Origin of the sequence: Erythrobacter sp. SDW2 (genome assembly GCF_021431965.1) — a bacterium.
Classification (GTDB): domain Bacteria; phylum Pseudomonadota; class Alphaproteobacteria; order Sphingomonadales; family Sphingomonadaceae; genus Parerythrobacter.
The window spans coordinates 1,430,343-1,443,490 of sequence record NZ_CP090370.1 but is presented as its reverse complement, the minus strand read 5'-3'; the positions used below and the strand labels follow the sequence as shown (position 1 = coordinate 1,443,490).

Genomic DNA, 13,148 nt, shown 5'->3' with positions numbered 1-13,148 from the left:
ATCCGCTATAGTCGCCTCATGGCCGGTGAACTGAGCCTTTCCCCCGTATTGTCCGATGCGCTGGTGATCCTTGGCGCGGCGGGGATCGTCATTCCGACATTCACGCGATTCCGCATCACCCCGGTTATCGGTTTCATCCTGATTGGCGTGCTGGTCGGACCTTTCGGTCTAGGCGCGCTCGTCTATGAGTATGACTGGCTTCAATATGTAACGATATCGGACCCGGAGGGCCTGGCACCCTTTGCCGAGTTCGGGATCATCCTGCTGCTGTTCGCCATCGGGCTGGAACTGTCTTTCAAACGGTTGTGGACTTTGCGCAAGCTGGTGTTCGGGCTGGGCGCGATGGAAGTGCTGGTGATTGGTTCCTGCATCGCGGCCGTGCTGGCGATGATGGGGCAATACTGGACCGGGGCACTGGCGCTCGGCTTTGCCCTCGCCTTCTCCTCTACCGCCATTGTGCTGCCGATTTCCGGCACCAAGACGCCGGTGGGGCGCGCCGCGCTCTCCATGCTGCTGTTCGAGGACATCATGATCGTCCCGATCATCTTCATCCTCGGCGCGCTGGCACCATATGCCGAAAACGAGGGCTGGGCCGGCATGCTGCGGACCCTGTGGCAGGGTGGGTTGGTCATCGCTATTCTGCTGGTGCTCGGGCGCTTCGCCCTTCCCCGGCTCTTTGCACAGGCAGCACGTACCAAGAGTCCGGAGTTGTTTCTCGCTGCATCACTGCTGGTGGTCATCGGCGCCAGCCTCGCAACCGCTGTCACGGGCCTCTCGCCCATCGTCGGCGCACTCATTGCCGGGCTGCTGATCGCCGAGACCGACTACCACTCCGAAGTCGAATCGATCATGGAGCCCTTCAAGGGCCTGGCGCTCGGCGTGTTCCTGATCACCGTCGGGATGAGCATCGACCTGATGAGCATCTGGGAGAACTTCTGGCCCATAGCGGTCGCTGTGCTGCTGGTGCTGGTGTTCAAGGCACTGGTCACGGGAATCCTGCTGCGGTTGATGGGCGCGCGCCGTTCGACGGCCGCTGAAACCGGCATCCTGATGGCCAGCCCATCGGAAACGACGCTGATCATCCTGTCCGCCGCCGGATCCGCCATGCTGATCCAACCCGGCACATTGCAATTCTGGCAGATCGTGACCGCCATAGGCCTGACCATCACTCCGCTGCTGGCAAAACTCGGCCGGGCGATCGGGCGCCGCGTCGAACCTGTTCCGGAAATCGACGACAATGAAGCGCAGGACGATCCTCGGGTCATCGTCGTCGGGGTGGGTCGCGTCGGCATGCTGGTCGCCGATATGCTCAAGGCCCACAAGCGCGCCTATGTCGCAGTGGACAGTGATGCCGACCTGATCATGGATGCTCGCCGTCAGGGATACCGGGCTGTGTTCGGGGATGCCGCGCGGGGTGAGGCGCTCAGCCGCCTAGGGGTTGAAACTTCACCGGCGGTTGTCCTGACCATGGACGAACCCGTGCTGGTCGAACGGTTGACGGCCAAATTGCGCAAAGCGCACCCGAATCTACTGATTGTTGCCCGCGCGCGCGACAGCCAGCATGCCGCCGACCTCTATCGTGCGGGCGCGAGCCACGCGGTACCGGAAACACTGGAAAGCTCGCTCCAGCTCTCCGAAGCCGTATTGGCCGATATCGGTGTGCCGATAGGACCTGTGCTCGCCTCGATCCACGCCAAGCGCGACGAATTCCGCGACCAGATCCAGCAAGACGCGGGGCTGGCCGAGAAGCCCAAGCTTCGCACCAGCACGATCCAAAGCTGAGATTCTCGAACCCATTGACCGTTTTGCGCGTTGGTCAAGGGAAGGAGTTCCCCATGTCCGATACAAAAGACCCGACCAAGCCCACACCCAATGATGAAAAGTTCAAGCCGCAGAACGTAAAGGGGCCGCTCAAGGACCTAGCCCCCACCGACAAACGCGGTAGGCCCGCCGATACCGAAGGGTACGATATCGAAAACGGATCGGATGGGGTGACGAAGAAGACGCCTGGCGCCTGAAGTCAGGCGTCAACCCTGGCCAAGATCGCGCGCACAGCCGCGATGGCGTCGTCCGCTTTCGAGCCGTCAGGGCCACCACCCTGCGCCATGTCTGGCCGTCCACCGCCGCCTTTTCCACCAAGCACCTCGACACCCGCGCGGACAAGATCTACCGCGCTGAAGCGTGCGGTCAGGTCATCGGTCACCGCCGCCGCGAAGGCAGCCTTGCCTTCATTCACCGCACAGATAGCGGCGACACCGCTACCGATACGCTTTTTCGCTTCATCGAGCAGGCCGCGCAGGTCCTTGGGATCGAGCCCGTGTAACACTTGCCCGTTAAAGGTGACTTCGCCGACGGTCTCGTCCTGCGGGCCTGTAGCAATGCCCCCCCCGCCAAGCGCGAGTTGCTTCTTCGCCTCGGCAAGCTCGCGTTCAAGTTGCTTGCGTTCATCGAGCAGCGCAGCGACGCGGTCGGCCACATCTTCGGGATTGGTCCGCAATGCACCTGCTGCAGCCTTGAGTGCTTCCTCGCGGCAAACGAGCCACTGGCGCGCCGCATCGCCGGTAAGCGCCTCTATGCGTCGAACGCCTGAACTCACCGCACTTTCCGAGACGATCCGGAACAGCTGGATATCGCCCGTCGCGCGGACATGGGTTCCGCCACACAGTTCGACCGAATAGTTGCGCCCTTCCCCGCCCTTGCGGCCCATGCTGAGCACGCGCACTTCGTCGCCATATTTTTCGCCGAACAGCGCCAGCGCCCCTGCCGCCACGGCATCGTCCGGGGTCATCAGGCGGGTCGTAACTGCCTCGTTGGCACGGATCTCCGCGTTCACTTCGGCTTCGATCGCGATGATATCATCGTCGCTGAGCGGCTTGGGATGCGAGAAGTCGAAGCGCAGCTTGTCTTCCGCCACCAGCGAACCCTTCTGCGTCACATGCTCGCCAAGGCGGTTGCGCAACGCAGCGTGGACGAGGTGAGTCGCCGAGTGGTTAGCCCGGACCCGATCTCGCCGCGCGACATCGACGTCGAGGTGCAGCGTGTCGCCCTTGCGCACTTCACCAGTCTCGATCACCGCCGAATGTGTGTGCAGTCGGCCGAGCGGCTTGCCGGTGTCCGTGACCCGGACCTTCACGCCTGAGGGAGCAGACATGGTGCCGGTATCGCCCGTCTGGCCGCCGCTTTCGCCATAGAACGGCGTCTGGTTGGTGAGGATGATGACTTCATCACCTGCCTTGGCGCTGTCGACCTCGGCACCGTCCTTCACCAGTGCCACCACGCGGCCTTCGCCAGTGGTCGAGGTGTACCCGGTGAACTCGGTCGCGCCTTCGCGTTCCGCGATGTCGAACCACACCTCGCTATCGGCGGCCTGGCCTGATCCCTTCCACGCGGCACGAGCGGCAGCCTTCTGGCGCGCCATGGCAGACTCGAAGCCGGCATCGTCAACCGTGATTCCACGTGAACGCAGTGCGTCTTCGGTCAAATCATAGGGAAAGCCGTAGGTGTCGTAGAGCTTGAAGGCAGTCTCGCCGTCGAGCGTGTCGCCCTCGCCCATGTCGCCGGTGGCATCGTCAAGCAGTCGCAGGCCCTTTTCCAGCGTCTGGCGGAAGCGGGTCTCCTCGCGCTCAAGCGTTTCGGTGATAAGCGGCTGTCCGCGCACCAGTTCGGGATAGGCCTGCCCCATCTCTGTCACCAGGGCAGGGACGAGACGGTGCATCAGCGGTTCCTTGGCACCGAGCAGGTGTGCGTGGCGCATGGCACGCCGCATGATCCGGCGCAGGACATATCCGCGCCCCTCGTTCGACGGTAGGACTCCATCGGCCATCAGGAAACTGGTGGAACGCAGGTGATCGGCGATGACGCGATGGCTCGCGATGGATTCTTCGTCCGCAGCTGCCCCAACCAGCGCTTCGCTTGCCTCGATCAGTGTCCGGAACGTATCGATTTCGAACACATTCTGCTGGCCTTGCATCACGCTGGCGATGCGTTCGAGGCCCATGCCGGTATCGATGCTGGGCCGCGGCAGATCACCGACAATTTCGTCGCCCGCCTGCAAATGCTGCATGAACACCAGGTTCCAGATCTCGACGAAACGGTCCCCGTCTTCGTCGGGCGAACCCGGCGGGCCACCCGCAACGGAAGGGCCATAATCGTAGAAGATTTCGGAACACGGTCCGCACGGGCCGTCGGGGCCAGCAGCCCAGAAATTGTCCTTGGTGGCGATACGGATGATGCGGTCATCGGGCAGGCCAGCAATCTTGCGCCACAGTTGATGGGCCTGGTCGTCGGTGTGATAGACCGTGACCAGCAACCGGTCCCGATCGAGACCCAACTCCTTGGTAATCAGGTTCCACGCCAGCTCGATCGCGCGTTCCTTGAAATAATCCCCGAAGCTGAAGTTGCCGAGCATCTCGAAGAACGTCAGGTGGCGCGCGGTATAGCCAACGTTATCGAGATCGTTGTGCTTGCCCCCTGCCCTAACGCACTTCTGGCTCGAAGCAGCGCGCGGCGCGGGCGGGCTTTCAAGTCCGGTGAAGACGTTCTTGAACGGAACCATTCCGGCCGCAACGAACATCAGCGTCGGATCATTGTACGGCACGAGCGGTGCGCTCGGCGCGATATGGTGTTCGTTGGCGCCGAAAAAATCGAGGAATGCGCGGCGGATGTCGTTGGTCGAATACATGGCCGCGAGTTAGGGGCTTGCGGCCCGCGCGACAAGCGGGGAATCGGGCCTCAAGTGCGGTGAATGCCCCTAGCGCCGGGCGGTTACAATCCACGCAGCGGCTTTGAGCGCAATGATCGAGCCGCTCGCATGGAGCTCAAGGTAGCGACGAAGGCGATGGCGGAACGCCATCTTGTTCTCCTCGTCGAGCGATGCCGCGCCGCGAGCCACCGGGCCGATAACCGCAAAATAGCTCATCGCGTCTTCAACCGGTTCATCTCCGGATCCGACCACGAAAGCGAAATCGACCAGTTCGAAGGCAATATCCTGCCACCCCGCACGATCAAGGATACGTTCGACGCGGGTTGCATCGGCGAAAGCGAAGGGGCCCGGTGCATAGGGATCGGACGGTGCGTTGGTACCCGGTGGAAGCAGCGCCAATGTTTCGCTGGCCCACGAATTCTCCGCGAGCGAACGAAAGCAACTGAAAACCAGGCTTGCCGCCGGAGCGGCAATGGTGTGGAGGTGAACAAAGGCGCCGACCGGATCGTCGAAGAACATCACGCCGTGGCGCGAGACCAGCAATTCGGGCAGGTAGTCCGGCTTCTGCCACGTGGCAGCATCATCAAGCTCGAACGAGACATTCGAAAGATGCCCTCCGCGCTGGCGAGCGGTCGCTACGAGTTCTCCGCTGACATCGACACCAATGATTTGCGCGTGTGGATGGCCACGGCCAAGAGCCAGGGACAGTTCCCCGGCACCGCAGCCGATATCCAGCGCACGCTGGAAGCGGCGCGCGCTGGCGCGGCCAAGAAGTTTGTCGGTCAGGCCCGTAAAACTGCGATCGGTGCGGGCCCATTGGGCCGCCCAAGTGCTGCCGACCTGCCCCTGCCATGCTGCCTTATCGGTCACTGCGTTGATCTCCACCCGGTTGGTCCCGTTGGCGATAGCGCGCCAAGGCAAGGGCGCAAGTGGCGGTTATGGTCGCCGCAACGGAAAAGCCGGCACGGATATCGGAGCATCCGTGCCGGCATTCCATGTGTGCGGGTGCTTGAAACGGCAGCGGCACCCCTTGGGAAGCGAGTCTCAGTCCTCCGCGTCAGGACCAGCCATCATCTCCCCGGCGACCTCCTCGGTTTTGCCGCGAATGGCGGCTTCGAGCTTGTCGCAAAGTTCGGTATTTTCCTTCAGAAACTGCTTGGCGTTTTCGCGGCCCTGGCCGATGCGGATGCTGTCATAGCTGAACCAGCTGCCCGACTTTTCGACCACCCCGGCCTTGACGCCAAGGTCCAGGATTTCGCCGATCTTTGAGATCCCCTCGCCATACATGATGTCGAATTCGACCTGCTTGAACGGGGGGGCGACCTTGTTCTTCACCACCTTAACGCGGGTGGTGTTGCCGACGACTTCGTCGCGATCCTTGATCTGGCCGGTGCGGCGGATGTCGAGCCGGACCGAAGCGTAGAACTTGAGCGCATTGCCGCCGGTGGTGGTTTCCGGATTGCCGTACATCACCCCGATCTTCATGCGCAGCTGGTTGATGAAGATCACCATGCACTTCGAACGGTTGATCGAGCCGGTCAGCTTGCGCAGCGACTGGCTCATGAGGCGGGCCTGCAGGCCGACATGGCTGTCGCCCATCTCGCCTTCGATTTCGGCGCGCGGCACCAGCGCGGCGACCGAATCGACCACCAGCACGTCGATCGCATTGGAGCGCACCAGCGTATCGGTAATCTCGAGTGCCTGCTCGCCAGTGTCGGGCTGCGATACGATCAGCTCGTCGATGTCGACACCGAGCTTCTTGGCATAGACCGGGTCGAGCGCGTGTTCGGCATCGACGAAAGCGGCAGTGCCGCCGTTCTTCTGCGCTTCGGCAATGACATGCAGTGCCAGCGTGGTCTTGCCCGAGCTTTCCGGACCATAGACTTCGATCACGCGCCCCTTGGGCAGACCGCCGATACCAAGGGCGATATCGAGCCCCAAAGAGCCGGTGGAGATCGCCTCGACATTCATCGCTTCCTTCGAGCCCAGCTTCATCGCCGACCCCTTGCCGAAGGCGCGGTCGATCTGGGCGAGTGCTGCGTCAAGCGCCTTCTGACGGTCCACGTTGGATTCCTTGTCTACCAGTTTCAGTTCCGCCGCCATGTCACACACCTCCGTCAGTTGCCACCGGCGCCCATTCGCCTATCAACTGTTGAAGGTGCATGTACCACATTTGTTCTCAAGAACAAGAGTGGAACAAGATTTTTTGTCCGGAACGGATCTAACCCCGCTGACGCATCCGCCAGCGAACTTCGCGCGTGCCCTCAGCCGGCACTTCGACATCGATGTAGTAGCTGCCGTTCTTGACCTTGAGCGGCGCGCCGTCCTGCTCCGCTTCCTGGTAGGCTTCGCTGCCGGCATAGACACGCACCATCACCGGCTCACGCCTGGCATTGCTGAGCCGGGCCCCGACGCTTTCCCACTCACGCGAACCATAGGGCAGTGCCTGTTCGCGGCCGCAGGCGCCCCGGACCAGTTCGCTCAGGCCCATGTCGATCTCGACATCCTGCCCCTTGGCATAATCGCGTAGCCATTCCTCGGCCAGCAGCAGGTCACCGCGCGGCGAAGGTTCGAACAGCGTGATCCCGCCGGTTGGCAGCGCCACCCCCAAGCCATGCTTTTCGTCGTTCTTGGTCTCGAAAAACAGGGCGGTCGGGCCAAGCTGCCATTTCTCCTGCGCGAACAGCGGTGCGCCAGTACCGAAAGCGCAGCGCGCGCCGTAGAGCAATGTGCCGTCGACCTCCTCCTTGTTGAGGAAAGCGACCTGCTTCAGCCCCTTGGCGTTGACAGTCACCGGCGCGGGGACGCGATAGAGCTTGAGATCGCCGAGCTGCTCTTCGATGGCCTCCATCGCCATGACGGGTGCAGGGGCAGACATCACCGGTGATGGTGGCGCTGGCACACGCGATGCTGTCACCATGATCACGCCATCCACCGTGGTGTACATCGGGATGCCGTAATCATCGAGATATGTCGGCGGGTAGTAAGGCACCGGCGAACCGGCCGCAGTGCTGCCGATCGGGAAGCAGGACAGCTCCAGCGGACGGCCTTCGGGCGGCTCGGACAGGCCCTCGAAGTCGCTCACCACGCTCAACCGTCCGGCCACCGCCATCAGTTCGGCATTTTCGAAGCTCTGACCGTTGTCGTTGAGCAGGGTCAGCCAGCTCAGCAGGCCCAGCGTCACCTTGCCGCGCTCGCCCTGCTCCTTAACAGTGCCGACATAATGCGCCTGCCAATCGAAGCCCGAGGCAAGGTAGGTGAGCGTCACCGTATAGGTCCCGCCGCGCGGGCTATTGGTATCGATCGAGAACACCGGCTGCGCGCTGAGCCCGGTCGGAACATCGGGGAAAGTCAGCTTCTCCGGCAGGCCCGAACAGCGCACGGCCTCGAAGCCGCTCGCGGTCTGGAGCACCAGCCCGCCATCGGCCCGTGTGCGAATGGTGGCCTGCTCGCTGGCCGACTTGCCGGTGACGGGATTGAAGCGGGTGATGCGCACCCGGTTGCCCAAAGTTCCGTCGACCAGCGCCGCGGGGCTGAGCAGGTCGGCATTGCGGTTCTTCTCGATCGTACCGCCGGGCAGGCCGGTGACGATGGCAGTGACCGCCACCATGCCTTCGGCCACACCGCTGAACAGGATGGTCGATTCGCCCGCCGGCAAGCGCACCCGGCGGGTTTCGCTGATCATCGCGAAGCCGTTCGGAAACTGGATATCCATCGCGTCGCCCTCGCCCCGGTTGGGGTCGCGATAGATCGTCACCGCCACTTCGCGCGGGGCCGAGGCTTCGACCACCTCGCGCGCGGCGAGCGGGGTCACCGGCAGCAATGCCGCCAGGGCCGCCAGGAAAGAGGCGATGCGCCGCATCACCTGTGCCCTCAGTAACGGGTTTCGTAGGTGACCCGGATCACCCGTTCTCCCTCGGCGGGCACGGGCACGATCCATTTGCGGCTGTCCCAGTTGAGCTGCTCGCCCGGGATGTCCTCGCGCACGATCCGGTAATCGTCGCTCCACCAGCCGCGGAACAGGCCGGTGGCAGTCAGATCGACCTCGACCGGCGCAGCCTTGGCGTTGGTGAGGGTGTAACGCATGGTCGTGCGGTAGAACTTCTTGGGCCTTTCGACTTCGACCTCTTCCTGCACCTCACCGTCGCGGATCACGCGGTAGCGCGCGCTCTTCTCCCATTCGGACGAGGTGATTTCCTCCCGCTTCTCGACCTCGGCCTTGACGAAGACATCGAAGGCATCGCCGGTGGTGAGGCTCAGCTGGCTGCCCATCGGGGTGTGGCCGATGTAGTTTTCGCCAATGAACTGGGGCGAGCCCTGGCTGTCGCGCTGATAGAAGCGCACGGTTCCGGCAGGCAGCGCGTCGCCCAGCCCGCCTTCGCGGCTGGACGAGAAGCTGATGGCCGTGGTGACATTGACGGGATTGCTGTCGCTTTGTTGCCAACCGATGGTGCGGGCATAGACCTTGCGCGCGGTCACACCCTGCACGTCAAGGAAGCTGACCTGCTTGGTCTGGTTGTTGGCAATCGTGGTCCGTCCATCGATCGGATAGAGGTAGAAATCGCCCAGCTGTTCGCGGTCGGCAGCCTCGGTTCCGGCGCGGGTCGTGCCCGGGCTGAAGGCACTTCGGGCATAGCCGCCCTGCCCCGGGCTCCCGGCGACCAGCAGCGTATCGGCCTGGGTGAAGGTCGTGCCGGTGGCATTGGTCAGCGTGACCCAGCCCTGCATGTCGATGGTGCCCTTGGCCTCGTCATACAATGCCACATAGTCCGCACTCCAGCCGAGCCCGGCAGTGAGGTAGCGGATCTGCGCCGGGCGCGTGCCGGCGCTGGTCGAATCGACATTGACCGACAGTGTCGGCCGGGCGCGCAGGTTGGGCGGCACCCGGTCGAACACCACGCGCACGGGCAGGCCGTCGTCACGCAGCACTTCGATCCGGTCACCGATCCTGATCACCACGCCGCCGGTGGTGGACAGCACCTCGGCCCGCTCGCGCGTTTCCGCGCCTGTCGCAGGATTGGTCCGGACGAGCGTGACCGTCTGACCGACGGCCTTCTCCATCATCTTCTGCGGGGTCAGCAGGTCGAAGTCGAAATTCTGTTCGATAATGGTGGTGTCGGCGGCATTGAAGCTGAGCGTTTCAGGCCGGATGCGGGCAGATACGTCGGGAAACTCGATGCGGCTGCGGCCATTGGCAATCGGCAGTTGCCGGATATCCTGCACCAGAGCGATATCATTGTTGTAGATGGTGATCGAGACATCGCCCTGGGCGGTCTCGTCTGTCGCTGACTGGGCCAGGGCGCCGGTCGCCAGGGCGACCATGCAAACGGCAGCGGTACGAAGCGGAAATTTCATCAGGCCCTCCCCAATCGGTCACCGGCAATCTGACCTCGCCGGATTTACCGCAGATGAATGTAACTATGTATCATTTCGCGGTTGCCATCACTTCGCCAACCTTCTGCGAAATTTGCTGTACGCTGAAAGGTTTAGCGATGAAATGCATGTTGTCGATATCGATGTCCTTGCGCAACTGCTCTTCGGCGTAGCCCGACATGAACAGGAACGGCATCTTGGGGGCGACATTGCGGATTGCCCGGGCCATGGCAGGCCCGTCCATGCCGGGCATGACGACATCGGATACGACAAGGTCGAAATCGCCGCCGTTCGCGATGGCCGCGAGGCCTTCCTCGCCATCGGCGCAGGTTGTCACGGCGTAGCCGGCGCGGACCAGGGCACGTTCCGCCACGGCGCGGACCATGTCCTCATCCTCCACCAGCAGCACCCGGCCGCCGCCGGACCAGCTGCTGGAGGGCGCGACGGCCTTATCTTTGTGTTCCCCGGCCTGAACTTCACCATGATGCACTGGCAAATAGATCGTGAAGCGCGCACCCGTTGGCCGCCCGTCCATGCCCGTGATGTTGTCGGCGAAGATGAACCCGCCCGATTGCTTGACGATGCCGTAGACCGTCGAAAGGCCAAGACCGGTGCCCTTGCCCAGTTCCTTGGTGGTGAAGAACGGTTCGAAAATCTTGGGCAGCACATCATCCGGGATGCCGCCACCGGTATCCTGCACGATCAACGCGGTATAGTCGCCGGCAGGCAGGATCTCCGAACCCATCGAGCGGACATCGCGCGCCGTAACGCGACGGGTCGCCATCGACAGCTTGCCCTTGCCTTTGCCCGAAGACTGGATCGCATCGCGCGCATTGACTGCCAGATTGATGATCACCTGTTCGAGTTGGCGAGGATCTGCGCGCACCGGGCCGAGATCGCGATCATGTCGGACAGTAAACTCGATCTTCTCGCCCACCAGCCGCTTGAGCAACTGGTTTACCTCGCTCACGACATCGGGAAGCTGGAGCACTTCAGGCCGCAAGGTCTGCTGGCGGCTGAAGGCGAGCAATTGCCGGGTCAGGCTGGCGGCGCGGTTGGAGTTGGCCAGGATCTGCTGGATATCGTCATAATCGCTGTCGCCCGGCGTGTGACGCAATAGCATGAGATCGCAATAGCCGATGATGGCGGTGAGCACGTTGTTGAAGTCATGTGCCACCCCGCCCGCAAGTTGACCAACGGCCTGCATCTTGGTCGCCTGCGCCACCTGTCGCTTGAGCTTCGTTTCTTCCGAACTGTCGGCAAGACTGAGAAGCACGGCGGCATCGCCCAACCCCCTTACACCGGCAAGGCCAAGCAAAACCGGCTCCTCCGGATTGGCGCGCAAGCGCACAGCCATGTCCCCGCTCATGACGGGACCCTTGGCATAACGGCGGACCGCATCTGCCAGCGCGCCCTTGTCTTCCTTGACGGCAAGATCACTCGGATATTGCGGCAACCCCTGCCCCTCACGGTCGATAGCGCGCAGGAAGGCACCATTGGCGAAGAGGAAGCGCCCGTCGCGATCCGTCATCGCAAGGCCCAGCGGGAGTGCGCCGATCAGGGCTTCGAGCTGCGGTGTCGCATTGGCTCCGCCCGCTTCATCGCCACCGCCAATGGCAGCGCCCGGTTCCAGCAGAAGCATCAGCGAAAGTGCCTCGTCCGCACCGGCACCTTTGGGATCGGATAGATCGTTGAGGGGGACGTGAATCAAGGCATGCGGTGTCCCGCGTTTGCCCTCGCGGGCAAAGTAGATCCGGTCCTGGTCGTCACTGCGCAAATGATTGACGAACTCCTGACCTGCCAGGGTCGCCTTGCGATCCCCTGCCGCACGCTCGGCAAAGCCAGGACCGGCGGCACGGATAATCCCGTCGGGTCCGACAATAGCCGCTTCAATTCCTGCACGAGAAAGCATAGCGCCAAGGTCACCGGCAATCTGCGCCGCATAGCTGTCAGCGGCATCCTCGATGGCCAATGAGCGCAGACGCCAAACCAGGTAGTCGTCGCCCCGCCCGGCCCGCTCGGCCTGAACCCGCCAACAGCGCGCTCCATCCCCGCTCTGGACCCGCTCGACAGTTGCCGAACCATCGCGCCACGCCTCGCGAGCAAGCCGGGTCAGCGCTTCGAGCGAGGGGCCGTCGACCTGCAGGTTTGGCGGTGCCTTGGCGACGCCGAACTGGTCGGCAAACAGTGCACTGGCGCAAACCAGCCGATTGGCGCGGTCGGTGATGGCAACGGCCATGTCGGGCCGCTCGATCGCGGACACTGTTACCGACCAGTCAGGTGGCGCCAAAGTGTCGGTCCTTGCCGCCGGACGCGCCTTCGAAAGGGCGACGGCCAGCGCCAGCAGCGTTGCGAGACCACCTGCATAAGCCAGCGCCAGCAAGGGCAGGTCGCTGACCAGCCAGACCGCGACGATACTTGCGACAAGGGCCAGGCCCAGTCCGGCCCAGAATATGGAAACGCCGCCCCCCTGCTCTTCAGCGCCAGCCGGAGTCATCCGTGATCGGCCTCCAGCCGCTGGTTCAACCGCTTTTCCATCTGCCTGAGGCGACGCACGCGCTTGCGGTGCACGATAAAGCGCCACATCCAGCCCGACAGGACATAGCCCAGGGCGGCGCTGGTCACCGCCAAAACGAAGAAGCCGAAAGCGGTGATACCCGCCAGTTCCATGCCCACAGCCAACCACCCGCCATCGGCGGCCAGCTTCTCCGCCGCACCGACGCCCATGGCAACGTCGATGTTGAGAACCAGCTCGCCCGTTTCCTTCGCCACGACCAACCAGAACGGCAGTGTCAGCGGATTGGTAACGAACGTCACAAGCGCCGCCAGCGGCACATTTGCGCGTGCCGGAAGCGCCAGGAACGCCGCGAGGAAGATCTGCCCGATGGGAATGATAAAGCCGCAGAACAGTCCAAGCGCGACGCCGCGCGGGACCGAGCGTCGGGTAAAGCGCCACAGCTCCGGGCTGAGGAAGCGGTGGGCGATTGGCGCGAGATACTTGTTTGCCGCCATCTCCTCGCGCGAGGGCATGGCCGGAAGCCAGCGCCGGATCAGGTCCGCCAGAAAGGTCTTG

Annotated in this window: 9 protein-coding genes; 2 read left to right on the top strand and 7 right to left on the bottom strand. The window is 63.2% G+C overall.

The features are described 5' to 3' along the window. Positions 1-18 precede the first annotated feature (18 nt). Positions 19-1,782 (top strand): cation:proton antiporter, encoded by a 1,764-nt coding sequence (locus LY632_RS07075; RefSeq protein WP_234093114.1) that lies wholly within the window; start codon positions 19-21, stop codon positions 1,780-1,782. A gap of 53 nt (positions 1,783-1,835) precedes the next feature. Next, on the top strand, positions 1,836-2,018 hold the full coding sequence (locus LY632_RS07070; RefSeq protein ID WP_234093110.1) for a hypothetical protein: 183 nt from the start codon (positions 1,836-1,838) through the stop codon (positions 2,016-2,018). A 2-nt stretch (positions 2,019-2,020) separates the two neighbouring features. Here LY632_RS07070 and alaS read toward each other — a convergent pair whose 3' ends face one another. From alaS to LY632_RS07035, 7 genes are all read right to left on the bottom strand, one after another. Further along, positions 2,021-4,681: an alanine--tRNA ligase gene (gene alaS, locus LY632_RS07065; protein WP_234093108.1), complete on the bottom strand. Its 2,661-nt coding sequence runs from the start codon at positions 4,679-4,681 to the stop codon at positions 2,021-2,023. 69 nt (positions 4,682-4,750) lie between these two features. Next, a complete protein-coding gene (locus LY632_RS07060; protein ID WP_234093107.1) occupies positions 4,751-5,623 on the bottom strand; it encodes a trans-aconitate 2-methyltransferase in 873 nt (290 codons plus the stop codon). A gap of 123 nt (positions 5,624-5,746) precedes the next feature. After that, positions 5,747-6,805, bottom strand: coding sequence for a recombinase RecA (recA, locus tag LY632_RS07055; RefSeq protein ID WP_234093106.1), 1,059 nt, complete (start codon positions 6,803-6,805; stop codon positions 5,747-5,749). Between the two features lie 118 nt (positions 6,806-6,923). Beyond that, complete coding sequence (locus LY632_RS07050) at positions 6,924-8,564, bottom strand: DUF4139 domain-containing protein (protein WP_234093105.1); 1,641 nt, start codon at positions 8,562-8,564, stop codon at positions 6,924-6,926. Between the two features lie 11 nt (positions 8,565-8,575). After that, positions 8,576-10,057, bottom strand: coding sequence for a DUF4139 domain-containing protein (locus LY632_RS07045; protein WP_234093104.1), 1,482 nt, complete (start codon positions 10,055-10,057; stop codon positions 8,576-8,578). Between the two features lie 70 nt (positions 10,058-10,127). Then, positions 10,128-12,572, bottom strand: coding sequence for a response regulator (locus LY632_RS07040; protein WP_234093102.1), 2,445 nt, complete (start codon positions 12,570-12,572; stop codon positions 10,128-10,130). Next, positions 12,569-13,105, bottom strand: a complete 537-nt coding sequence (locus LY632_RS07035) for a DUF2062 domain-containing protein (protein WP_234093175.1) — start codon at positions 13,103-13,105, stop codon at positions 12,569-12,571. Before LY632_RS07035 ends, LY632_RS07040 begins: the two co-directional genes overlap by 4 nt. Positions 13,106-13,148: the final 43 nt, after the last annotated feature.

Bases quoted from the DNA above. Each gene is read 5' to 3' on its own strand.
- LY632_RS07035 (WP_234093175.1), bottom strand. From the start codon at position 13,105: ATGCCCTCGCGCGAGGAGATGGCGGCAAACAAGTATCTCGCGCCAATC.
- LY632_RS07050 (WP_234093105.1), bottom strand. From the start codon at position 8,564: ATGCGGCGCATCGCCTCTTTCCTGGCGGCCCTGGCGGCATTGCTGCCG.
- alaS (WP_234093108.1), bottom strand. From the start codon at position 4,681: ATGTATTCGACCAACGACATCCGCCGCGCATTCCTCGATTTTTTCGGC.
- LY632_RS07045 (WP_234093104.1), bottom strand. From the start codon at position 10,057: ATGAAATTTCCGCTTCGTACCGCTGCCGTTTGCATGGTCGCCCTGGCG.
- LY632_RS07070 (WP_234093110.1), top strand. From the start codon at position 1,836: ATGTCCGATACAAAAGACCCGACCAAGCCCACACCCAATGATGAAAAG.
- LY632_RS07040 (WP_234093102.1), bottom strand. From the start codon at position 12,572: ATGACTCCGGCTGGCGCTGAAGAGCAGGGGGGCGGCGTTTCCATATTC.
- recA (WP_234093106.1), bottom strand. From the start codon at position 6,805: ATGGCGGCGGAACTGAAACTGGTAGACAAGGAATCCAACGTGGACCGT.
- LY632_RS07075 (WP_234093114.1), top strand. From the start codon at position 19: ATGGCCGGTGAACTGAGCCTTTCCCCCGTATTGTCCGATGCGCTGGTG.